The 23,792-nt window shown below is 41.7% G+C and carries 18 protein-coding genes; 3 read left to right on the top strand and 15 right to left on the bottom strand.

Annotated features, from left to right (window positions below; all coding sequences use genetic code 11):
* Positions 1–38 precede the first annotated feature (38 nt).
* From ACFSQ3_RS00890 to pheT, 12 genes are all read right to left on the bottom strand, one after another.
* On the bottom strand, positions 39–680 hold the full coding sequence (locus ACFSQ3_RS00890) for an outer membrane protein (protein ID WP_380866686.1): 642 nt from the start codon (positions 678–680) through the stop codon (positions 39–41).
* Between the two features lie 26 nt (positions 681–706).
* Positions 707–1,348 (bottom strand): hypothetical protein, encoded by a 642-nt coding sequence (locus ACFSQ3_RS00885; protein WP_380866684.1) that lies wholly within the window; start codon positions 1,346–1,348, stop codon positions 707–709.
* Positions 1,349–1,557: 209 nt separating this feature from the next.
* Positions 1,558–3,771, bottom strand: a complete 2,214-nt coding sequence (locus ACFSQ3_RS00880; protein ID WP_380866682.1) for an NADP-dependent isocitrate dehydrogenase — start codon at positions 3,769–3,771, stop codon at positions 1,558–1,560.
* Positions 3,772–3,827: 56 nt separating this feature from the next.
* Positions 3,828–6,920 carry an efflux RND transporter permease subunit gene (locus tag ACFSQ3_RS00875; RefSeq protein WP_380866681.1) on the bottom strand — a complete coding sequence of 1,031 codons (3,093 nt, stop codon included), beginning with the start codon at positions 6,918–6,920 and terminating at the stop codon, positions 3,828–3,830.
* 10 nt (positions 6,921–6,930) lie between these two features.
* Entirely contained in the window at positions 6,931–8,037 is a 1,107-nt protein-coding gene (locus ACFSQ3_RS00870; RefSeq protein WP_380866679.1) for an efflux RND transporter periplasmic adaptor subunit, read from the bottom strand.
* A gap of 3 nt (positions 8,038–8,040) precedes the next feature.
* Entirely contained in the window at positions 8,041–9,297 is a 1,257-nt protein-coding gene (locus ACFSQ3_RS00865) for a TolC family protein (protein ID WP_380866677.1), read from the bottom strand.
* Between the two features lie 101 nt (positions 9,298–9,398).
* The gene (locus tag ACFSQ3_RS00860) at positions 9,399–10,739 is read right to left on the bottom strand and encodes a sensor histidine kinase (RefSeq protein ID WP_380866676.1); all 1,341 of its coding nucleotides are present in this window, start codon (positions 10,737–10,739) and stop codon (positions 9,399–9,401) included.
* Between the two features lie 9 nt (positions 10,740–10,748).
* Positions 10,749–11,513 (bottom strand): response regulator transcription factor, encoded by a 765-nt coding sequence (locus tag ACFSQ3_RS00855; protein ID WP_380866674.1) that lies wholly within the window; start codon positions 11,511–11,513, stop codon positions 10,749–10,751.
* A gap of 161 nt (positions 11,514–11,674) precedes the next feature.
* A complete protein-coding gene (rny, locus tag ACFSQ3_RS00850) occupies positions 11,675–13,234 on the bottom strand; it encodes a ribonuclease Y (protein WP_380866673.1) in 1,560 nt (519 codons plus the stop codon).
* A 245-nt stretch (positions 13,235–13,479) separates the two neighbouring features.
* Complete coding sequence (locus tag ACFSQ3_RS00845; protein ID WP_380866671.1) at positions 13,480–13,770, bottom strand: cell division protein ZapA; 291 nt, start codon at positions 13,768–13,770, stop codon at positions 13,480–13,482.
* Between the two features lie 45 nt (positions 13,771–13,815).
* Positions 13,816–14,121 carry a hypothetical protein gene (locus ACFSQ3_RS00840; protein WP_380866669.1) on the bottom strand — a complete coding sequence of 102 codons (306 nt, stop codon included), beginning with the start codon at positions 14,119–14,121 and terminating at the stop codon, positions 13,816–13,818.
* Between the two features lie 29 nt (positions 14,122–14,150).
* A complete protein-coding gene (gene pheT, locus ACFSQ3_RS00835; protein ID WP_380866667.1) occupies positions 14,151–16,547 on the bottom strand; it encodes a phenylalanine--tRNA ligase subunit beta in 2,397 nt (798 codons plus the stop codon).
* Between the two features lie 129 nt (positions 16,548–16,676).
* Between pheT and ACFSQ3_RS00830 the strand changes: the two genes are divergently transcribed.
* The 3 genes from ACFSQ3_RS00830 (at position 16,677) to ACFSQ3_RS00820 (ending at position 21,193) form a co-directional block, all read left to right on the top strand.
* Positions 16,677–19,292, top strand: coding sequence for a valine--tRNA ligase (locus ACFSQ3_RS00830; protein ID WP_380866666.1), 2,616 nt, complete (start codon positions 16,677–16,679; stop codon positions 19,290–19,292).
* Between the two features lie 511 nt (positions 19,293–19,803).
* Entirely contained in the window at positions 19,804–20,139 is a 336-nt protein-coding gene (locus tag ACFSQ3_RS00825; RefSeq protein WP_380866664.1) for a hypothetical protein, read from the top strand.
* 1 nt (position 20,140) lies between these two features.
* On the top strand, positions 20,141–21,193 hold the full coding sequence (locus ACFSQ3_RS00820) for a Shedu anti-phage system protein SduA domain-containing protein (RefSeq protein ID WP_380866662.1): 1,053 nt from the start codon (positions 20,141–20,143) through the stop codon (positions 21,191–21,193).
* Between the two features lie 124 nt (positions 21,194–21,317).
* Here ACFSQ3_RS00820 and ACFSQ3_RS00815 read toward each other — a convergent pair whose 3' ends face one another.
* Genes ACFSQ3_RS00815 through sppA form a run of 3 tightly spaced genes read right to left on the bottom strand, consistent with a single transcriptional unit; the run spans position 21,318 to position 23,750 of the window.
* The gene (locus ACFSQ3_RS00815; RefSeq protein WP_380866661.1) at positions 21,318–21,452 is read right to left on the bottom strand and encodes a hypothetical protein; all 135 of its coding nucleotides are present in this window, start codon (positions 21,450–21,452) and stop codon (positions 21,318–21,320) included.
* A gap of 50 nt (positions 21,453–21,502) precedes the next feature.
* Positions 21,503–21,976, bottom strand: a complete 474-nt coding sequence (gene rlmH / locus ACFSQ3_RS00810; protein ID WP_380866659.1) for a 23S rRNA (pseudouridine(1915)-N(3))-methyltransferase RlmH — start codon at positions 21,974–21,976, stop codon at positions 21,503–21,505.
* A 4-nt stretch (positions 21,977–21,980) separates the two neighbouring features.
* Positions 21,981–23,750: a signal peptide peptidase SppA gene (gene sppA / locus ACFSQ3_RS00805; RefSeq protein ID WP_380866657.1), complete on the bottom strand. Its 1,770-nt coding sequence runs from the start codon at positions 23,748–23,750 to the stop codon at positions 21,981–21,983.
* Positions 23,751–23,792 lie beyond the last annotated feature (42 nt).

Genomic DNA, 23,792 nt, shown 5'->3' with positions numbered 1-23,792 from the left:
AATCACCGCCCGTTGTTTTTTAAAATCTCTTTCTCTGACTAAAACTTAAATGTTAAGCCAAATCTGTAGGAGTCGAAGAAATTGTTAAATACGTTTGCATTCGTTGAAAAGGCAGATATGGGCTCTGCGTTTGGCCAATCTGGTTTTAAACGCTGGTAGGAAAGTAAATCTGCTAGCGAAAAATTAACCGCGATACGATCAGTTAGGAAGAAATTAGCACCTATCCCCGCGTTTGCTTCAAAACCCTTTTGTGTTACTTCGCTGGGAGATTGGCCGAGGTATGTGGATCGCGATTTATTCTGAAGGTAACCAGCACCCACTTCTGCGTATGTTTTGAACCGCGAACCAATATCTAAAAAGTAATAACGCCCAAACGCTCCCAGCGACAAATTATTGCTTTTACTCTCTAGCGGAGCAAATTGTGAAGCCGTACCTATGGTTTGCCTAGTATATCCGATACTCAAATCAGCACCCAAAGCAAAATTGTCGGAGATAAAATATCCAATTTTTGGATTAAACCCAACACTTACCTGTTCTACATCTTCGTTCCGATGTTTTACGGAACCCGCTTGAAAACTACCTTCCAATAAAACGTTCCCTCTCTGAAAACCATAATCTTGTGCTTTCCCTGCCAACGCTAAACCAACGATCGCAAAAACTGTCGATAATATCTTTCTCATAATTCCGTCTTTAATTACCGATCGTATTAAAATTTGAAAGTCAAACCGAATCTGCTTGAATTGAAAAAGTTATTGAATACATTGAAATTCGCCGAAAACTGAGAATTCGATTCTGCGTTTGGTAAATCTGGTTTTAGCGTTTGGTAAGCAATCAGGTCGGCGAATAAAAAGTTGACCGCGATGTTGTTGTTTAAAAAGAAATTCGCTCCAATTCCAGCACCAGTACGAAAACCGCTGGATTTGATATCATAAAATCTTTCATTCGGAATGCTCGATTTATCTCTATTGCTTAAAAAACCCAAACCCAATTCGGTGTAAGCTTTAAATCTTGATCCAACTTCCAGCATATAGTAACGACCAAAACCGCCAATACCGAACGTGTTTTGTTTGCTCTCACTATTTATTCCGGAAACACCGAAAGTATTTTTTTCTGTTCTCGATGAAACATTTAAGTCGACACCCAATGCGAATTTATCGGACAAAAAATATCCGAATTTCGGACTGAACTGGAGCGAAGTCGTTTTGGAAGTTTCTGCGGTTGGTTTAACAGTAGAAGCCTGAAAACTTCCTTCCAGCATAACATTACCTTTGTTAAATCCATAATCCTGCGCGACGCCAACTAATGCAGTTCCAGCAATAGCATAAAGAGTTAATAAGACTTTTTTCATAAGTTAAATTTGTAAATCATGTAATTACAATTATCCGTTTGGCTTATCGAAACCGAACGGATTATCATTCATTGATTAATTAGTGAATTGCGAAGATAGCTATTTTAGCTTCAAAAGGAAATTTTAAACCGGTCGTTTTCCCACCTTTTTGTCATAAAAAAAAGCCCGGCGAAATCGCCGAGCTTTGTACGCTATTCAGAAAATTAATCTTACAAATTGTCGATAGCTTGATTCAATGTAGCAGATGGGCGCATCGCCTTGGAAGCTAACTCATCGTTAGGGAAATAATACCCACCAATGTCCTGTGCTTTTCCTTGCGCCCCGATCAACTCATCATTGATTTTCGCTTCATTATCCACCAGCGATTTAGCTACAGGAGCAAATCGTTCTGCCAATTCGCTATCTTTCGTTTGGTTTGCCAAAGCTTCCGCCCAATAGCTCGCTAAGTAAAAATGCGAGCCTCTGTTATCTAACTGTCCTACTTTACGAGCAGGAGATTTATCGTTCGCCAAGAATTTAGCATTTGCTTCATCCAAAGCATCCGCCAAAACTTGTGATTTTGCATTATCTTGCGTTTGTGCCAAATGCTCGAAAGATGCCTGCAGCGCCAAGAATTCGCCTAATGAATCCCAACGCAAATATCCTTCGTCCACGAACTGCTCAACGTGTTTCGGAGCCGAACCACCCGCACCTGTCTCAAACAATCCTCCACCATTCATCAAAGGAACGATTGACAACATTTTTGCCGATGTACCTAATTCTAAAATCGGGAATAAATCCGTTAGGTAATCACGCAAAACATTTCCGGTAACAGAGATCGTATCTTCGCCTTTACGAATACGATCTACGGAGAATTTCGTTGCTTCAATTGGAGAAAGGATACGAATATCTACATCGCTGGTATCGTGATCTTTCAAATAAAGTTCCACTTTAGCGATGATCTCGCGATCGTGTGCACGATCTTTATCCAACCAGAATACTGCTGGAGTTGCCGATAAGCGTGCGCGGTTCACCGCCAGCTTCACCCAATCCTGAATAGGTGCATCTTTCGTTTGGCACATGCGGAAAATATCACCTTCTTCCACCGCTTGCTCTAGCAATACGTTTCCTTCTGCATCTACTACACGGATTGTTCCGTTTTCCGAAGCTTGGAATGTTTTATCGTGCGATCCGTATTCTTCAGCCTTTTGCGCCATCAAACCCACGTTTGGTACAGACCCCATTGTCGTTGGATCATAAGCACCATTCGCTTTGCAATCGTCGATTACTGCTTTATAAATTCCTGCATAAGAACGATCTGGAATAATTGCCAACGTATCACGTTCTGCGCCGTTCTTATCCCACATTTTTCCCCCAATACGAATCATAGCCGGCATTGAAGCATCTACAATTACATCAGAAGGAACGTGCAAATTGGTAATTCCTTTATCCGAATTTACCATAGCTAAGTCCGGACCAGCAGCGATTGCCGCATCAATTGCCGCTTTCACTTCACTTTCCTGCGCGTGTCCAACAATTTTGCTGTACACTTCTCCTAACCCATTATTTGTATTTATTCCTAATTCTTTGAATAAAGCGGCATATTTTTCGAAAACGTCTTGAAAATACGCCTCCACAATCGCTCCGAAAATAATTGGATCAGAAACTTTCATCATCGTTGCTTTCAAGTGAGCTGACAACAAAACACCTTCTGCTTTTGCTTCTGCGATAGCAGATTGCACGAATGTTTTCAATTTAGATACGCTCATTACTGATGCATCGATAACCTCACCAGCTTTCAAATTTGCTGAACCTTTCAATTCTTTTGCGCTACCGTTAGCAGCGACAAATTCGATTTTGAAAGATGTCGCTTTATCCAATGTTACTGATTTTTCAGAACCATAGAAATCGCCTTCCGACATAGAAACTACCGCTGTTTGGCTGTCTGCCGCCCAAGCTCCCATACGGTGAGGATTTGATTTTACGTAGTTTTTAACTGCTTTTGGCGCGCGACGATCCGAGTTACCTTCGCGTAATACCGGATTAACCGCCGAACCTAATACCTTCGCATAGTTCGCTTTAATTTTCTCTTCTTCCTCATTTGCAGGGGAATCCGGATAGTTTGGCACTGTATATCCTGCATTTTGCAATTCTTTGATTGCTGCTTTTAGTTGAGGGATAGAAGCGGAAATATTCGGCAACTTGATAATGTTTGCATCTGGCGTAGTTGCCAATTCTCCCAATTCAGCTAAAGCATCCGTGGTTTTCTGAGATGTTGACAAATAATCATTGAAATTTGCCAAGATTCGTCCTGCCAAGGAAATATCTCTTAATTCTACATCAATATCAGCCGTTTTAGCAAATGCCTGAACGATTGGTAAGAATGAATAAGTGGCCAATAATGGCGCTTCGTCTGTTTTGGTATAAATAATCTTAGATGACATAGTATCTGTTTTGAAATTCGCCTAAAGATAGCAAAATCCTTAGAAAATGCCTTAATTTATCGGTGACTCTTGCGGTGCGCGAAGTAAAAAACCACCGGTAAAATCGTAAACGATAAGACCAAACAAATCAGCAATCCACCTACGATCATGATCGCCAAGGGCTTCTGAATTTCGGATCCCATTCCCGTTGAAAGCGCTGCAGGAAGCAAACCGACAGATCCCATCAACGCAATCATCACAACAGGTCTGATACGACTCCGAACACCTTCTTTAATCGCTTCAATCAACGTATATTTTCTATTGAGATTATCTCGAATAACTCCGATTAACACGATACCATCAATAGTAGCCACGCCAAAGAGAATAATAAACCCTATTCCCGCTGAAATTCCGAAGATTGTTCCAGTCACCCAAAGGGATATAAATCCGCCGATGAAAGCAAAAGGCAATGTTAACGCCGCTACCGCAGTGTCTGTAAAATTCCCGAAATTGAAATACAGCAATAATAAGATCAACACCAAAGAAACGGGCACAACCAAAGCCAACTGCGCCGCTGCACGTTCCTTACTTTCGAACTCGCCCGCCCATTCCATATGATTCTCTTTCGGCAACTTCACTTCGTTCGCCACCACGCGCTTCGCTTCTGCTATCGTGCTTCCCAAATCTCGCCCTTCGATACTGAAACCAACACCGATATAGCGGCTGTTTCCTTCCCGATAAATAAATGCCGGACCAGTTTGATAACCGACGGTCGCGATTTCCTGCAAAGGAATGTTTTGGCCGTCGCTGGTCGGAATTAGAATATTCTTTATTTTTTCGGGCGTATCCCGATATCCTTCTTCGAAACGAAGCACCACATCAAACTGCCGATCGCCTTCATAAAATTTGGTGGCTGCCTGACCGCCAATCGTCATGGCAATGACCGCCTGCACGTCATCCGTGAATACACCGTATTTTGCCATTTCTGAATCATGCAATTGAATACGCAATTCCGGCAATCCGACATTTTTGTATACGTTGATATCGGTAATTCCTCGAACCTGCTGAATGGATGTAGCGACCTGATTGGCATAATCCTCCAAATCATATAGATCATCACCGAAAATCTTAATGACCAAAGAGCTTTTCACGCCCGCAACATATTCTTCGACATTATCTTGAATCGGCTGACTGAATCCGAAATTCACACCCGGATAACGATCTAACTTATCGCGCAACTCCTGAATAATATCCTCCTTCGATACCGCTCTCGTCCAATCGGATTGATCTTTCAATTGGACATTGAATTCGATATTAAAAAATCCCGTTGGATCGGTTCCGTCATTTGGTCGGCCTGTTTGTGTTAAGATAAAATCGATTTCTTCCACGGATCCACGCATAATTCCTTTCATTTCTTTGGTCAGGCGTGTGGATTCCTGCAGATTGATGCTGTTCGGTAAGGTGGCACGAATGTAGATTGCTCCTTCATTTAATTGGGGCAAAAATTCCGAACCATAATGCGCAAAGCGCAAAATACAGATTCCAAGAATGGCTATAAAAACGGCAATCGTTCCCTTCTTGTACCGAAATGCTATATCGTACAACCCATATATATTCCGTTGAAAGAAACGCGTAATGGTATTTTCCTTTTCCTCAATGTGTTTAGTAAAAAGCAATTTACACATAGCCGGAACGTAGGTTAAACTCAAAATCAACGAACCGAGCAATGCGTATCCCAGCGTAAATGCTAGAGGCGAGAACATTTTGCCTTCGACCTTTTGAAAGGAGAAAATGGGTAGCAACGCGACGATCAGAATCAACAGCGCGAAAAAGATATATGAGGCAACGCTACCCGCACTTTTCTTGATAATGCCCATTTTGCTCATCTTCGCAAAGCGCTCCGCGCCCACTTTATGAGAAACGGTTGCTAAAGCTACAAAGACCGTTTCCACAATCACCAACGTTCCTTCTAGCAACAAACCAAAATCCAACGATCCCATAGAAATTAAATTCGCGGGAAGTCCTTGAATTTTTAGCATGATGATGGCGAAAAGAAATGCCAACGGAATGACAGAAGCGACAATGAATGTCGATTTCCAATTGTACAAAAAGATAAAGACAATCAACGAAACCAGAAGCACGCCTTCGATGAGATTTTTTGAAACGGTATGTACGGTATTGTCCACCAATTTTGTACGATCGATAACCGTTTCCATGTGCACATTATCTGGCAGAATGCGCGTATTCAGTTCTTCAATCTTCGTTTTCAGTCGATCGATTACTTCATTCGGATTTTCGCCACGAAGCATAATCACGATTCCTTCCACCAAATTGTCATCATCATTGTAACCAACTTGCCCCAAACGTGGTTTGTTAGAAACTTCCACATCCGCCACATTCTTGATCAAAACGGGGGTAGATCCGTTAAGCTTGATCGTAATATTGCCAATATCCTCGATCTTATCTAACAAGCCCACTCCGCGCACCACATAAGCTTGATCGCCTTGCTGAATAACATCGCCGCCCACATTGATATTGGATCGGGAAACAGCTTCATAAACATCCAAGGGCGAAAGATCAAAGTTTTTTAGTTCCGTTGGATTAATTCGTATTTCGTAAATCTTTTCTTCTCCACCGAAACTTACCACATCAGCAACGCCAGAAACGCTCAGCAGCTCTCGTTCGATAACCCAATCCTGAATCGCCGAAACCTCCTTAATCGGCAGATCGCTTTTAATTACATAGCGAAATATTTCTCCGGTAGCTCCAGATGGCGGTTCGATTTCCGCATCCGCACCATCCGGCAGATTCACGCCATTTAGTTTGTTGGAAACATATTGCTGCGCATAAAAATCATCCACGCCGTCGTCGAATTGCACAGTGACAACCGACAAACCAAAGAGCGATATCGAACGAATATGCGATTTCCGAGGAATTGCATTCATCTCCTTGGAAATAGGCAGCGTAACGAGTTTCTCCATTTCCTCGGCACTGCGTCCCGACCATTGCGTAATAATCCGCGCTCTAGTATTAGTTACATCCGGAAATGCTTCAATCGGAGTATGTTTTAATGCGTAAACACCAGCAAAAAGCAATAGCATCGTTGCGAACAAAACCAACGTGGTATTGCGCAGCGAAAAAGTAACAATCTGTTGTACAAATTTCTTCATGACGCAATCCTTATTGATTTATCTGTTCGAAAATGAGCAACGCATTCGAGCCGATTACTTTCTCATCCTCCGCGAAGCGTTCATGCACGTACGTAAATTCTTCGTTGCTGGCAATCGGAGTAATCTGCTTCACGCTCAATTCGCAATCCGATTTATAGATCACTACGTATTCTTTATTGTGGCTGAATACACGTGCAGCATTAGGAATGGCAAAAGCCTTTTCCTGCGAACTTTTCCGATCGATGATGATGTCGGCGCTCAATCCCGGCATCAAGTTTAAATTCTGATTCTCCAAAACGACGCGCGCTTTCAGCACGCGCTCATTATCGTCGAACACATGATTGATACGATCAATTCGCCCGGCGTACAATTGATCCGGATATGCAATGGTGCGAACTTTTACAGCATCGCCTTCGTTGACATAGCGCAGATTTCTTGCATAGATATTTACCATTACCCAAACTTGTTTCAAGTTGGATATGGAAAACAATGGATCGCCATCGGATGAAATACTTTGGCCGCTACTGATTGCTTTTTGAACAATGTAACCATCTTTTGGCGCGAGCACTCCAAACGTTCCAGAACCAGATGCGCGGTAAAGCTGTAGTGATTGATTGATGCGATCCAGCTCGATTCTTTCATTGGATAATTCACGTTCAATTTCCAACACTTCTGGACGCGAAGCCAGCCGGTCGTCCAATAATTCTCGTTTGGTTTGAAGCTGTTGTTCCAGAATACCAATTTGTGCTTGGTGCGCGCGCTTCTGCTGCACTAAATCTTGAATATCGTTGGATTTAACGCTGGCCAAAACTTGTCCTTTACGGACAAAATCACCCAACTCAAAACGTACATCTTCCACCACACCGGCTAACAAACTGCGGAAAGCGACGAGGTCATTTTCGTTATATTCGATTTTCCCGGAAAGCGCTAATTGCTCGGTAATCGGACGTTCTTTCAGTTCCAAAATTTGGGTAGTAGCTTTCAAATTTTCATCTAGGCAAAAAGCTTTGGGCGCTTCCGTCTTGGATTCTTTTTCGTTCTCGGACGGATTGGCAGAACAGGAAGCTAAAGCGACCGCAAAAATGGACAGGTAATAGAGTATTCGGCTATTCATCATCGGTTAAAAATCGTTTCCAACTAGAAGTTGGAGTTCTTCGTATGTATTTAAAAAGTTCTTTTGTGTGGCTAACATGGCTTGGTATGACGCGCGCCAAGCTTGCGTGAAATCGATAAATTCTAATAAAGTAATTTGTCGATTTAACATATTCTTTTGGTAATTTTCAAGCATTTGTCGTTCGCCTTCGGAATCGTGATCCGACCATTGTTGCAGGGTTTGGCGATATTTCCCGATCTGTCCAGCTAAACTGGAAATCTTATTCTCCAAACTGCTTTGCACCGCAGAGCGCTTTGCTTGCTCTTCTTTAATTTGAAATTGGGCTACCTTAATATTTCCTTTGTTGCGATTGAGAATCGGCAAATCCATGCTAACGCCGAGCCCGAAAAAATCCTGCATGATATTTCCACCGCGATCGTAGTTCACTTGGAAAGTAAGATCGGGTTTGCTATTGGCCAATTCCAATTCCAGACTCTTATCAGCCATCATCACATCATTTTCTTGGCGTTTGATGCTAATGTTGTTTTCCATCGCAAGCGCGCGCATTGTCGCTGGAAGATTCTTTTGCAAATGATTTGGAACATCCTGAAAAGTAAAATCTGTAGCTTGTAAAGACGAATTGTTCGTGAGCGTACGTAGCACTTGCAATGCTTCCAATAGCTCTGTTTCCAAATCCAACTGTTCTTTTTCTAGCGTTACTAATTCCGCTTGCACGCGCAACCAATCTGCTCGAGAAATATTTTGTGCTTCCGCTTGTTTTCTGTAAGTCGATTTCAACGTACCAAACATGCTTAACGACTGTTGCAAATGTGTCAGTTCCTGATTAAGCACATACACCTCGAAATACGCATCGCGCAAATCTTTACGCAATTCGCGCATCAATTCTTCGTAATCCAATGCCGCAGATTGCTTTTCTAGGGTTCTAATAGCTACCCGTTTTTTGCGTTTACCTGCCGTTTCAATGAGTTGCTCGAGCTCAATTGCGAATTGTTGTGTACGCCCGTAATTCCCCAACAAGCGAGCGAATTGTTCGCTCGTGCGGTTGCTCCATAAATTCACTTCGCTGATACTTAGATTGGGGTTGTCCCAAAGCTTTTCCTGAATGATTTCGGCGTCAGCCTGATCAATTTGAAAGCGCGAAGCGATCAGCAGATAATTGTTCTCCAAAAAAGCAGCTTCTAATTGTTGCAAGGAAAATTCCTGCGCTCGCGCGGGTGGCAAGAATAAAAGCGCACTGCATAAGAATACATAGAATAATTTCACGTCAGTATCGATGGTGTTTATCCCAAAGTTACCGGCGCAACATTAAGCCCATTTTCGATATAGATTAGAATTTGATTAGAAAGGTGTTTGAGGCACAAGCATTAGCCATGGAACCACAACAAAACCGTTGTACCGCTATTATCCGATTCGATTTTCATGTTGATTTGATGCAACGAAAAAATCATATTGGCGATAGATAATCCAATCCCTTTACCTTGATAATTGGATGTATTCGAGGCGCGAAAGAAATTCTGCGTGCAACGTTGTAGCTCTTCTTCAGGAATGCCGATTCCTTGATCCACAACGCGCAAGCAAATCTGTTCGTCCACCGCATCCAAGGACAGTTTCACCAGTTGGTTATTGGAATACTTAATGGCATTTTCCAACAGATTTTTAATCGCCAATTCCAGCAATTTTTCATTGCCTTGAATACCTAAGCGCGCATGATCTTCCACGGAAATCGTCACTTCAATGTTCGCTTGGTAATATAGCGTTGCTTGTTCAACCACTTCCCAAATGACTTCGTCGATGCGAATAGTTTGAAATTCAAACTTCGTTTTCGCGCCCGTCAACAACATCATTTGATCCAAAGTGGACTGCAAATCTTCGATGTATGCCGACAAATCGTGCATCATTTCCTTATATTCCTCCGTTGACCGATTACGCTGATCGGTAACTTCCAATGTTCCTAACATGGCCGCGATCGGTGTGCGCAGTTCGTGAGAAACGTAATCAATAAAGTTCTTTTGGATATCGAACGTTTGTGCAATCCGATTTGTAAATCGATTGTACGTCGAAATCAGCTCATCAACCTCACGGTAGCTTTTATCAATCGCAATCGGAACATGCAAATTCTGGTGATCGCGCGTATTTACTTGCTCCATGATCCGCAAAATCGGTTCATAAGCAATTTTCCCAAGCCATCTGGAAAACAACAGAATGATCAATAAACTAACGATAAAAACCGCCGACAATATCCCTAGTAAAACATACATTAGTTCCTGAAAACTCGATTTGCTACTTCGGGTAAACACGACAAAATCCCCTTGATTATCGTGGTAATGAATTCCAGCGTAGAAATCTGTTTTCGACTCGAATAAATATTGATCATTGGATCGCGTTTGCTCCAAGACTTCTGTCGTAATGAAATCGTCATGTTCCATTTGCCCGAAAGCCTGTTTGTCTAAGCTATCATACACGGCGATGTTCGTTCGGGAAATCAAACGCTGCAACTCATCACGAACGCTGGCATGTTCGGCGTGCGTTTGTTCATCTTTTTCTAGATAGTAAACGGCAGAAACCAAGGTCGTATTCTGTAAGTTTTTGTATTCGTTTTGGCGCGCCCAACGATAAAACAGGGTATAAATCAGCACGGATGTGCAAATGAAAAGCACGCCAAAAATGAGCAAAGAATAATACGAAAGGCGCGATCTCAGTTTCATAACACCGAATTAATCTTTCAACATATAACCAATTCCTTTTACCGTGTAGATGTATTTCTTGTCCTCTGTTTCCAGCTTATTGCGGAGATAAGAGATGTACACATCGACCACATTGGTTTGGTTATCGAAATGAATATTCCATACCGCATTGAGGATTTGCAATCGGCTCAGCGCAATGTTTTTATGATCTACCAGATATTTAAAAAGCTTGAATTCCCGTGGTGACAGTTCAATAGTTTCTCCATTTCTGGAAACTAAATATTGATTAAGATCGATTTGCAAATCGGAAACATCGATCCGATTGTCGCGTTCGACTCCTTCGCGTCCAGCTCTTCGCGTGAGCGCTTGAATCCGCGAGCGTAACTCTGCAAAATGGAAGGGCTTGGTCATGTAATCGTCCGCGCCCGAATCCAACGCAGCCACCTTATCATTGACGGTTTGCAAAGCGCTCAACATCAATATAGGCAAAGCGATTTTCTTGTAGCGCAGAGTCTGCACCAGCTGAATGCCGTCCATTTTCGGCAACATGACGTCTACAATCAACAAATCCCACGGCATATCAACAAACTGATCGAGCACCGCTTCCGCCGTTTTGGCCAAGGTTACGGAATACCCGAGCTCCTCCAATCCTTTGATTAGGAAACTGCTGATACGGGAATCATCTTCAACGAGCAGGATCTGCATTTTAATTTTGCTTAATGATGGAGAACCGAATCGCCTTACCATGGCTGTACATTTGTAGAGCGACGTATTACGAAGATAAGAAATGTCCATGATTGCTGCACAAAAACACGAATACAGATGATCCGGACATGCGATATGGCTATAGTGAAAAACAGCCTGCTTACATGTGAACAGCAATGAAAAAGGGCGCTATTAAAGCGCCCTTTTCTATAGATTCGTTTTCGAAACAGCTTTTAAAGCCATTTCAAATTTTATTTTGCGAAAGAAACCGATCTCGTTTCGCGAATAACCGTCACTTTGATCTGACCAGGATAAGTCATTTCCGTTTGAATACGATTTGAGATATCCGCAGCCAAAATCTCAGCATCCGTATCATTCACTTTCTCGCTTTCTACTACAACGCGTAGTTCGCGCCCAGCTTGAATAGCGAAAGTTTTCTCAACGCCCGGGTACGATAAAGCTAAATCTTCCAGCTCTTTCAAACGCTTGATGTAGCTTTCTACCACCTCGCGACGAGCGCCAGGACGAGCACCTGATATCGCATCACACGCTTGAATTACTGGAGAAATCATTGAGGTCATCTCAATTTCATCGTGGTGGGCTCCGATCGCATTACATACTTCTGGATGTTCTTTATATTTCTCCGCAAGCTGCATTCCCAAAATCGCGTGTGGCAATTCCGGGTTATCATCCGGCACTTTACCAATATCGTGCAGTAATCCAGCGCGCTTCGCGTGCTTTACGTTCAAGCCTAATTCTGCCGCCATGGTTGCTGCAAAGTTGGCCACCTCACGCGAGTGCTGCAACAAGTTCTGTCCGTAAGAAGAACGGTAGCGCATACGACCTACCATACGGATCAATTCCGGATGTAAACCGTGGATACCAAGATCAATTACCGTACGTTCACCAATTTCAACAATTTCATCTTCGATTTGCGTCCGCGTTTTCGCTACCACTTCCTCAATACGAGCTGGGTGAATACGTCCGTCTGTCACCAAACGGTGCAACGACAAGCGCGCGATTTCACGACGAACGGGATCAAATCCAGAAAGAATAATTGCTTCCGGTGTATCATCTACGATAATTTCTACGCCAGTAGCCGCTTCTAACGCGCGGATATTTCTTCCTTCGCGACCAATAATACGGCCTTTCACTTCATCATTTTCGATATTGAAAATAGATACCGAATTTTCGATCGCTGATTCCGTTGCTGTACGTTGAATCGTTTGAATAACAACTTTTTTCGCTTCTTTAGATGCCGTCAACTTCGCTTCGTCCACGATATCTTTAATTTGCATAATCGCTTGTGAACGCGCTTCTTCACGCAAAGAACTTACCAATTGTTCACGCGCCTCATCAGCTGTCAAACCCGCAATGGTTTCCAATTGCTTGATATGCTGATTTTTTAATGCTTCTACTTCTTCGCTTTTCTTTTCGTTAAACTCGATCATTTGATCTAGTTTTTTGCTACGATTTTCAAGCTCTTGCTTATCGCGATTCGCGTTCTCCAATTTTTGGTTGAGCGATTGCTCTTTTTGTTTGATGGAGTTTTCTTTCTGCGCGACCGTGTTATTGCGTTGGCTAACTTCCTTTTCGTGTTCTGCCTTTAGTTGCAAGAATTTCTCTTTCGCTTCTAGCTGACGTTGCTTTTTAACGTGTTCCGCTTGCTTTTCTGCTTCCTTTATAATGCTATCGGCTTTATCTTGCGCTGCCTGTTCCTGCTTTTTTAGCAGCATCTGCAACAAGAACCGCCCGATAACGATCCCTATTACTAGAGATATGATAATCGATATGGTAATAGATATGTCCATGTTTTGTATAGTGGTTATTTAAATTTTTCTCAAAAAAAAACCGCAATTAAATTAAACAGGTATCAAGTATTATTAAACTTCTATTCACATGATTTGAGCGTATGATCATGACCCAGATGGCTTTCGCAAAATGGCCTACATCTTGTTTTGCTCGTGATATTGAAGCGTTAAGTTTAAAATAGTGACAACCCGAATTTAATTGCGGCAAATTCGTCGTTTTAAGCCCGTAAATAAAGAACGTAATGCTATTTATTAAAAAAATCGGAAAGCAACTTATCCAATTCGTGTACAGATTGCTCAATGCCTTGACCTTGGTCCTGCGCGCTGCGTTCTGCTTTAATCATCCCCGTTGCGTATTGTAATACACACATGGACAATAAATCTTGTTTATCACGAACTGCATAATTGTCTTGCAATTCTTTTATCTTCTCATTAATCAATTTCGCAGCGTAACGTATCACTTCCTCTTCTTCCGTATCTACGCGCAACGGGTACACCCGATCTGCGATATTTATTTTTATGGAAATTTCTCCCATTTCGTTGAGCTTAAAAATGTACGCGACCTAATCGTTGGCTTTGCACTACTTGAGTAGGTTTATACATTTATCTATTTCACGAACAAAATCGTTAATTTTTTGCTTCGTGTCAAGAACTTTTTCACTAAGCGCACTATCTGCAGCATTGTTCTCGAAAGATTTTGCAACGGCCAAAGCTTTCACTTTTTCTTCCAGTTGCTTTACTTTTTCAGAACTCGTACCAAGAGCTACTTGTAACGACTGGACTTCCAGTTTTAACAAATCATTTTCCTCTTGATATGCCTCACACAATTGAATTAAATTTGTCGCCTTCTCGACGATAAGATCCATTTGCGCAGATAATGAAGCCATGTTTCGCAATTATTATCAAATATTATTCACTAGCGCACTTCAGCGCCAACTTCCTTCTCAAAGTTAGTAATTAATTTTTGAATTACCCCATCAATTTGTTTATCGGTTAAGGTCTGATTTTCATCCTGCAACGTAAAACTTAACGCGTAAGACTTCTTCCCTTCCGGCAATTTATCGCCTTTATAAACATCAAAAATGGATACTTCTTTGAGTAATTTTCGCTCTGTTTTTTGCGCAATCATGCGCAATTGTTCGAAGCGAATGCTCTCGTCCAACAACAACGCTAAATCACGACGAACCGCTGGGAATTTGGAAATTTCTTGGAACTTGATCGACTTCTTGCCCATCACTTTCAACACCACATTCCAATCAAATTGCGCAAAAAATACGGGGCGATCCACATCGGCTTTCTTCAAGTTTGCTTTGGAAACTTCTCCGAAAGAAACTAATACTTTTTCGCCTTTTTTGTAATCCAATCCGTAGCTGAAATAATCCGAAGAGGAATCTTCCACGCGAACACCATCAATACGCAAGCGCTTGATAATTCCATCAATAATTCCTTTCAGCACAAAGAAATTCGTTGCCGCATCTTGGTGATTCCATTGTTCTGCTTGCTGCCTTCCGGTCAAAGCCAACGCCAAATGTTGCGTTTCTTTATATTTATCTTCGATCAAGTGATAAGCTTGACCAAATTCAAAAATTTTCAGATCAGCACTTTTACGTTTTTGGTTATACGAAATAGCCGTCAATGCGGAGAATAGCAAATTTTGACGCATCGTATCCAAATCGCTGCTCAATGGATTCAACAGCTTCACGCTTGTTTCTACGTTATCTGCGTATGCTTCTTTCGTCAAAGAATTCGACAAAATTTCGCGATATCCATTAGCAATCAATAAATCCGCTACCTGATTTAAAATCACTTCGCGATCCGGCTTTTGCACCGTGTTCAACGAAGCTTTAATCTGGGTACCTAACTCAATATTATTGTATCCGTAAATACGTAAAACCTCTTCAATTACATCCACTTCGCGGGTTACATCCACTTTAAATGGTGGAACCGCCACCGATAAGGTTTCCGCAGTTTCGTGTTCGATGCCAATTCCCAAGGATTGGATAATGCTTCGGATATCTTCGGTAGGAATTGCTTTACCGATCAAACGTTGAACGCGATCGTAGCTTACCTCAAAACGGAAAGCATCCACCGGAGCAGAATATAAATCTACAATCGATGAAGAAATTTTCCCACCAGCCACTTCCTGAATCAGCGCAGCTGCTTTTTTCAAAGCGATAACCGGCATATTTGGGTCGGTACCACGCTCGAAGCGAAACGAAGAATCCGTTTTCAATCCATGACGTTTGGCTGTTTTGCGAACGGTTACCGGGTGGAAATAGGCAGATTCCAAAAAGATATCGGTCGTTGATTCGGTAACGCCCGATTCCGCACCGCCAAATACGCCAGCGATGCACATCGCCTTTTCTGCATCCGCGATTACTAAATCTTCCGCCGATAATTTTCGTTCTACGTCGTCCAACGTGACAAACAACTCGCCTTCATTCGCTTTGCGAACGATTACATTGTTACCGACGATCTTCGATTGATCGAAAGCGTGCAATGGTTGTCCTAAATCATGTAATATATAGTTGGTCACGTCGACCACATTATTGATCGGACGCACGCCAATCACTTGTAATTTTTCTTTTAGCCAAGCTGGGGATTCCGCCACCGTGATACCGGAAATATTTACGCCCGCGTAACGTGGAGCATCTTCAGCAGATTGTACTTCCACAGCTGTTCCAGTCGCAGCAACTTCCTCCACCGTTTCTGTGTTGATTGGAAGCAATTCCTGGCGGAAATACGCCGCTAAATCGCGTGCAACACCTAAGTGCGAAGCAGCATCTGCTCTATTCGGTGTCAATCCAATTTCGAAACAGAAATCATCTTCCATTTCATAAAAATCCTTCACCAACAAACCCGGAACGGTTCCGGCAGGCAATTCAACGATGCCCGCGTGCGATGTCCCTAAGCCCACTTCATCCTCACCACAAAGCATTCCTTCGGAAACTTCACCGCGAATTTTGGATTTCGTGATTTTAAACGGTTCACCGCTCAACGGATGGCAGGTTGTGCCCGGAGGCGCAACGATGACTTTCAATCCTGCACGGCAGTTCGGCGCTCCACAAACCACATGCAATGGTTCTGCCGCTCCGACATTCACCGTCGTGATTTGCAACTTATCCGCATTCGGGTGACGCTCACAAGTCAGCACTTCTCCAACCACCAAACCTTCCAATCCACCCGGAATGCTTTGCACCTTCTCAACGGACTCCACTTCCAGACCGATATCGGTCAAAATCAATGATATTTCGTCGGGTGTACGGTCGGCGATATCAATAAAATTCTTTAGCCAATTATAGGAAATCTTCATGCTACTTTATTTTGCGTCGCACAAATATAGAATTTTACGCTAAAATATGGCGTGTGCAATGGCATTCTGCATCGTATAAATCAAGATTATTCTGTAATTTCGTAGCTTCAATTTTTATGCATAGCGAATATGAGTATAGCGAAAACATACAGTCCTAAAGAAGCCGAGAACAAATGGTATTCCTATTGGAAAGAGAATGGATTTTTCCGTTCTGTGCCTGATGGGCGCGAGCCTTACACCATCGTAATGCCGCCACCGAACGTTACCGGCGTGTTGCACATGGGTCACATGTTGAACAACACGATTCAGGATGTATTGATTCGCAAAGCGCGTATGCAGGGCAAAAACGCATGTTGGGTTCCGGGAACGGATCACGCTTCTATCGCAACCGAAGCAAAAGTGGTTGCGATGTTGAAGGAAAAAGGCATTAATAAAAAAGATATTTCTCGGGAGGATTTCTTAGGCTATGCTTGGGAATGGAAAGAGAAATACGGTGGCATCATCTTGAGCCAATTGGAAAAATTGGGCGCTTCTTGTGATTGGGATCGCACAAAATTCACGATGGATCCGGATTTGTCGGATGCGGTAATCGACACGTTTATCAAATGGTATCAGGAAGGATATATTTACCGCGGTGTACGCATGGTAAACTGGGATCCGCAAGGAAAAACAGCACTTTCCGATGAAGAAGTAATCCGCAAGGAAGTCAACCAAAAACTATATTACATTCGCTATCAAATTAAAGATAGCTCAGAATACGTAATCATCGCGACCACGCGTCCGGAAACCATTATGGCGGATAGCGCGGTGTGCATCAACCCGAACGACGAACGTTACACACATCTTCGCGGAAAAACAGTTTTAGTACCCGTTATCAATCGCGAGATTCCGATTATCGAAGATGAATATGTGGAGATGGATTTCGGAACAGGGTGTTTGAAAGTAACGCCTGCACATGATTTGAATGATTACGAGCTTGGTCAAAAACATAATTTAGCGGTCATCGACATTTTGAATGATGATGGTACGTTAAATGAAAAAGCAGAAATTCTAATCGGCGAAGATCGTTTTATTGCGCGCAAAAAGATTGCGAAGCAATTGGACGAAATTGGTCAGTTGGAAAAAGTAGAAGATTACGTTTCGCAAGTCGGATTTTCTGAGCGTACGGACGCGGCCATCGAACCAAAACTATCCATGCAATGGTGGTTGAAGATGGAGAAATTAGCGAAACCTGCTTTGGATTACGTACAAGATGGCACGATCAAATTGATTCCAGACAAGTTCTTTGCTTCCTACAAGCACTGGATGGAGAACGTGAAGGATTGGTGTATTTCCCGTCAACTTTGGTGGGGACAGCGTATTCCGGCTTGGTACAATGCGCAAAACGAATGGGTTGTTGCGAAAACGCAAGAAGAAGCAATAGCCTCATTTGAAGCAAAAGGTCAATCTTCGGAAGGACTTCGTCAGGAAGATGATGTGTTAGATACCTGGTTTTCATCTGCACTATGGCCGATGTCGGTATTTGATGGCGTTCGCAATCCAGATAACGAAGAATTCAAATACTATTATCCAACGAACGATTTGGTTACCGCTCCTGAAATTTTATTCTTTTGGGTAGCTAGAATGATCATCGCTGGACACGATTACACACAGAAACCTCCGTTCCGCAATGTATATTTAACAGGAATTGTTCGTGACAAATTAGGTCGCAAAATGTCCAAATCATTGGGGAACTCGCCTGATCCGATTGAGCTGATGGAGCAATACGGAACAGACGGCGTTCGCGTGGGGATGTTGTTGTCGTCCCCTGCCGGAAATGATTTGATGTTCGATGTATCGTATTGTGAGCAAGGAAGAAATTTTGCGAATAAGGTTTGGAATGCATTTCGTTTAGTAAAAGGTTGGGAAGTAGTCGACAAACCGGCGACCGATGCGCAGAAAACAGCGGCGGTTTGGTTTGAAAATCGTTTTAACCAAGCCTTAGCGGAAATCGAAGAACATTTCTCGCATTACCGTTTGTCGGATGCGTTGATGACCACCTATAAATTAATTTGGGACGATTTCTGTGCGTGGTATTTGGAGCTGGTGAAACCTACTTACCAAACACCGATCGAAAAAGAAACGCTGGAAACGGTTAAAAATCTATTCCAACGTGTATTGACTTTGGCGCATCCATTTATGCCTTTCCTAACGGAAGAATTGTGGCATGATGAGTTATTTGGCGCACGCACAGCGGAAGATTGCATTATCGTAGCTGATTACCCAGCGTTGGGCGCAATTGATGAGCAATTGATTAAAGATTTTGCAGTGGTTCAACAAGTTATTTCCGAAGTTCGAAATATCCGCAATGCGAAAGGTATTTCTCCAAAAATCGCATTACCGCTAGCGATAAACGCAACGCACGTGAACTTCGAGTCATACAAAGAAAGTATCATCAAACTAGCAAACATCGAAGAGCTGACCTTTGTAAAAGAAAAAGTGAGCGGTGCAGTGAGTTTCCTTGCTGGTAAAGATGAATGCTATGTAGCCTTGGAAAACAATATCGACGTGGACGCGGAACGCGAACGCATCACCAAGGAAATTGCTTATCTGCAAGGTTTCTTAGTTTCGGTAGATAAAAAATTAGGCAACGAGCGCTTTATGCAAAATGCAAAACCGGAAGTGATCCAAAACGAACAAAACAAGAAAGACGACGCGCAAGCGAAGTTGTTAATCTTGGAAGAAAGTTTGGCGAGTTTGGGATAGGAATAAGCTCGGCTAGAAATAGAGAAAGGCTTGCAGGTATGCAGGCCTTTTCTGTTGTTGGTCGTAATAATAACGTTATCAAATTTGTAACCTTTAAAAAAACGTCTTTGTGAACCACGAAGTGCTTACCGAAGGTAACCCGAGGAACAAGGTTTTACACATTATGCGCGGAGGTACGATAACTGCCGAAGGCAGCTTCAAAGAAAACCAATCTAAAATAGCATATTTCTTTTACTAATGATATTGATTGCTAAGCTGGATGTTATTAGCAGTTGATTCACGGCTTTCCATATCGTTTCTCTTTCTAGAGAGAAACAATTATAAATTTATTATAAAGGCTTCGCTTTAAGAATAAGCAGGTACCGAAAGCACCTCTTTATAAACTCATTGCGCGGCTTATATTTTGGTGAAACGAAATTCGCATCCTAGTGTATATTATCGAAATACTTTGTATATTGTTCTCGCTAAAAGTGGTGCTATATTTAAGCGTTAAACCAAAATTCTACAAAATATGAATTCTTTAGACAAATTAATTCAAGCTATTCAACAAAGGAAAATAATCGAATTTGAGTACAACAAACCTGGAAAAACGCTTGGAAAAAGAATTGGAGAACCTTACGCTATTTTTATATTGACTTCAAAAGAAGGTAAAATAAGCACAAAAGTGCACGTAGTTCAAATTGAAGGTGTTTCAGACTCAAAAGATATCAATCCTTTTCCTGAATTTCGAATGTTCAATATTGAAGAACTTTCAAATGTAAATATTACTGACAAGACTTTTACTGAATTAAATCCAAAATATAATCCTGAATGGGAAGGTTACAAAGATGTTATAGAAAAAATTTAAAATGAGCACTCCATATCATCTAGAAATTTTCAGAGGAAATAACAAAAGATTATTTATAAACTATTCTGGTATATCAGAAGGTGTCGCTAATGAGTCGCTTAGATTTAATATTTATGCTACGAATGATTTTGGAACACCAATATTTACGGAACAACTTTCAATCGATGAAATAAGAAAATTATATAATCATCTTAGTGCTATTTCTGTAGTAACTGAGGGAGCAACCAAGTCATCGAAAATAATTGAAACTACAGAAGAAATTAATCTGCTAATTCAAAAATTAGAAGAATCTGACTTGGAAACAATCTCAATTTTATTACATCAATTCAAATCTGATGATAAAATAAAAGGTTTACTTTCCGCATTAGACAAAATTGAGATTGAACATTTACACGGAGCCTTTCATCACAAATATATGAAAGAGGAAATTTCATATCTTAAAAAACTTATTGAACTTGAATTAAACTATAATATAACGACTGAAATTGAAAATCATCCTGAACTAGTAAAATATAAGGCTGGTCAACCAGAAAAAATTTTCCAAAATTGGATAGAAAGCAACTTATGGGTTTTTGGAATTGAATATATTAAGCATCACGATGCTAGAAAAATAGCTCTATTTTCAGAAGGCGATTTACTTATGGAGTCATTAGATGGATATTTAGATTTGATTGAACTAAAACGTCCAAAACACACGCTTCTCAAGTTTGATGACAGTCACAAGTGTCATTATCCTCATAATGAACTTTCGTTAGTTCTTGGTCAATCGTTATTTTATATGCAAAAACTTTCAGAATATAAACTAAATGTTGAGAATGAGTATAAGACAAAAGTTTTGATGCCTCGTGTTAAAATAATCATTGGTAACACATCAGAATACGATGATAGCCAGTTACATTGTTTAAGAATGATAAATTCAGATTTAAACTCAATTCAAATAATAAGTTATTCTGATTTAGTTAAGTATGGTAATTTGCTAATTGAAAGTTACGAAAAATATAATACCTACAAAGAACATCATATTGGCGAAATGTCGGATAAAGTATTTAGTTAAAATTTCTTATTTACTTCCACCGTCCAGTGTAATGGAAACCTGACAGTTTAAAAGAAAATTATCCCCCACAAAAAAGCCTCGCCGATTTCCAATCAGCGAGGCTTTTTACATCAAATCAAGGTAATTACCTCGACGTAAAATACGCCAATAAGGCGACTAAAATACCGCCGATGATGATAATCCATTTGTTAACACCGCCGCCGTGGGCGCCTTCTTGACTTCTATATTTAAAATCTCTTTTATACTTATCTAAATCCATAATTCCCTCCTTTTCTATATGATGCTATAAACGCATCGATTCCATAAATATTATTCGTGATGATACGGTTCGCCGCGCATAATCGAAAATGCACGATATAATTGCTCCACGAAGAACAACCGAATCATTTGGTGGGAGAATGTCATCTTCGAAAGCGACAAAAGTCCGTTTGATCGTTGGTACACCGCATCGCTAAATCCATACGGACCGCCGACCACCAATACCAAATGCTGTATATTACTAACCATATTCTTATCCAATAGTTTGGAAAATTCCACGGACGTGTACTGTTTTCCTTTTTCGTCCAGCAACATCAACCAATCCGGATTCTCCACATGTTTGAGAATAAGCTCTCCCTCCTTCTCTTTCTGCTGATCTTGACTGAGGTTTTTACTATTCTTTATATCCGGGATAACGATGATATTGAATTTGATGTAATGCACCAGCCGTTTAACATACTTGGCAATTCCCTCCTCGATATATTTTTCATCCGTTTTGCCGACGCATATTAGCGTTACCTTCATATATCTAGTTGATCTCGACGGTGTACGGAATTCGCGCTTGAATACCTGTGTTTCGCATCAGCTTTCGCAATTCCTTCACATAATGAACATGCTCGCCCAATTCATCTTCCATAAACCACATCTTCACTTTCTCTTTCGACGAACTGAAAACCGATTCGAAAGGATCTTTTGCACGAGGATATTCGGACACTTTGTATTTATCCAACTTCGCCATCTTCGCTGCGCTCTTCACCGCATCATCCAAACTGGCTATGCGATCCACCAAACCCAACTCAATCGCTTGCGCACCTGTCCAAACGCGCCCTTGGCCAATGCTATCCACCTGCGCAATACTCAATCCACGACCATCCGCCACGCGTTGCATAAATTGCTGATAAATTCTATTTACACCACCTTGAACAATCGTTCTTTCCTGCGCATTCATTGGACGATCTATCCCCATATCGGCAAATTGTCCCGTTTTCACGGCATCAAAATGGATCCCCAATTTATTATTGAATAAATTCTGCAAGTTTGGAATCAAACCAAAGACGCCAATTGATCCGGTTAATGTTCCTGCATCCGCAAAAATCGAATCTGCCGCTGCCGAAATATAATACCCGCCGGAAGCTGCGTAATCGCCCATCGAAACCACCACTGGTTTTACTTTCTTAGCCAGCGTAACTTCGCGCCAAATAAGATCGGAAGCCAATGCAGAACCACCCGGAGAATTTACACGCAAAACAATCGCTTTCACCTTATCATCTTCGCGCAACTTACGCAGTTCGCGAGAAAGAGATTCGCCACCAATCTGATCGATATCCTGCGCATTTCCATCAATGATATCGCCGAAAGCATACAATACCGCTACGCGACTACCGCCGGAAGTTGATCCACTATCCGCAGATTTCTTGTAATCCAACAAGGAAATCGACGGCAAATCCTTCTTCTGATCAACGCCTACTTTTTGCTTTAATTTCGCTAAAAGCTCATCGCGATACAGCAAACTATCCACAAACCTTTCCTTCACGGCATCTTCCGGAAACTGAATAAGATATTCGTCGGCCGCTTGGCGAACGCGCTGTTCATCAATCGAACGCGCCGAAGCAATATCACGGACAAAACCGTCGTATAAACTATTTAAATAAGATTCTACCTGCGTACGATTGGCCGCACTCATTTCGTTCAAAATGAATGGCTCAACAGCACTTTTATAGGTTCCAACCTTTACAACCTGCATTTCTACGCCTAATTTATCCAACGCATCTTTCATAAACATAACCGAGCTCGACAAACCGCGAAAATCGACCGAACCCACCGGGCTGATGTACACCTCGTTGGCAATAGATGCTACGTAATACGCTTTCTGCGTCATCACATCGCTGTATGCAACGATAAATTTTCCGGATTCTTTGAACTCCTTTAACGATTCGCGAATAGCATGCAAAGACGCGAAACCCACATTTACAGCAGATACATTTAAGTAAATTCCCTTAATGTTATCATCCGTTTCGGCTGCCTTTATGCGGGAAATAATATCATTCAATCCCAACGATTTTACCGACGATGCACCCGGAATATTGAGGTCTTCAAAAGGCGAAGGAACGGTCTTCTCGGTGATCGCGTGATCCAGCGTTACTTGCAAAACGGAATTCGGAGAAACCGTGGTTTCCGAACTGGATCCAATCGATGAAATCGAAACCGTGATGATGCCAATTAGCAGAATGACCATCAAAATAGATGATATAATAATTCCCACTACCGTGGCAAATACATATTTAAAAAATTGTTTCATGAGTTATTGCGTCAATATCCTGTAAATCTAACTAGAAAAGCC

Source organism: Sphingobacterium corticis (genome assembly GCF_042684745.1).
Taxonomy (GTDB): domain Bacteria; phylum Bacteroidota; class Bacteroidia; order Sphingobacteriales; family Sphingobacteriaceae; genus Sphingobacterium; species Sphingobacterium corticis.
This window is presented reverse-complemented; position numbering and strand designations above follow the sequence as displayed.

Excerpts from the sequence above, each read along its gene's own strand:
- rlmH (WP_380866659.1), bottom strand. The coding sequence starts at position 21,976 with ATGAAGGTAACGCTAATATGCGTCGGCAAAACGGATGAAAAATATATC.
- ACFSQ3_RS00830 (WP_380866666.1), top strand. The coding sequence starts at position 16,677 with ATGAGTATAGCGAAAACATACAGTCCTAAAGAAGCCGAGAACAAATGG.
- ACFSQ3_RS00870 (WP_380866679.1), bottom strand. The coding sequence starts at position 8,037 with ATGATGAATAGCCGAATACTCTATTACCTGTCCATTTTTGCGGTCGCT.
- sppA (WP_380866657.1), bottom strand. The coding sequence starts at position 23,750 with ATGAAACAATTTTTTAAATATGTATTTGCCACGGTAGTGGGAATTATT.
- ACFSQ3_RS00880 (WP_380866682.1), bottom strand. The coding sequence starts at position 3,771 with ATGTCATCTAAGATTATTTATACCAAAACAGACGAAGCGCCATTATTG.
- ACFSQ3_RS00845 (WP_380866671.1), bottom strand. The coding sequence starts at position 13,770 with ATGGGAGAAATTTCCATAAAAATAAATATCGCAGATCGGGTGTACCCG.
- ACFSQ3_RS00890 (WP_380866686.1), bottom strand. The coding sequence starts at position 680 with ATGAGAAAGATATTATCGACAGTTTTTGCGATCGTTGGTTTAGCGTTG.
- pheT (WP_380866667.1), bottom strand. The coding sequence starts at position 16,547 with ATGAAGATTTCCTATAATTGGCTAAAGAATTTTATTGATATCGCCGAC.
- rny (WP_380866673.1), bottom strand. The coding sequence starts at position 13,234 with ATGGACATATCTATTACCATATCGATTATCATATCTCTAGTAATAGGG.
- ACFSQ3_RS00860 (WP_380866676.1), bottom strand. The coding sequence starts at position 10,739 with ATGAAACTGAGATCGCGCCTTTCGTATTATTCTTTGCTCATTTTTGGC.
- ACFSQ3_RS00885 (WP_380866684.1), bottom strand. The coding sequence starts at position 1,348 with ATGAAAAAAGTCTTATTAACTCTTTATGCTATTGCTGGAACTGCATTA.
- ACFSQ3_RS00820 (WP_380866662.1), top strand. The coding sequence starts at position 20,141 with ATGAGCACTCCATATCATCTAGAAATTTTCAGAGGAAATAACAAAAGA.
- ACFSQ3_RS00840 (WP_380866669.1), bottom strand. The coding sequence starts at position 14,121 with ATGGCTTCATTATCTGCGCAAATGGATCTTATCGTCGAGAAGGCGACA.
- ACFSQ3_RS00855 (WP_380866674.1), bottom strand. The coding sequence starts at position 11,513 with ATGGACATTTCTTATCTTCGTAATACGTCGCTCTACAAATGTACAGCC.
- ACFSQ3_RS00875 (WP_380866681.1), bottom strand. The coding sequence starts at position 6,920 with ATGAAGAAATTTGTACAACAGATTGTTACTTTTTCGCTGCGCAATACC.
- ACFSQ3_RS00825 (WP_380866664.1), top strand. The coding sequence starts at position 19,804 with ATGAATTCTTTAGACAAATTAATTCAAGCTATTCAACAAAGGAAAATA.
- ACFSQ3_RS00815 (WP_380866661.1), bottom strand. The coding sequence starts at position 21,452 with ATGGATTTAGATAAGTATAAAAGAGATTTTAAATATAGAAGTCAAGAA.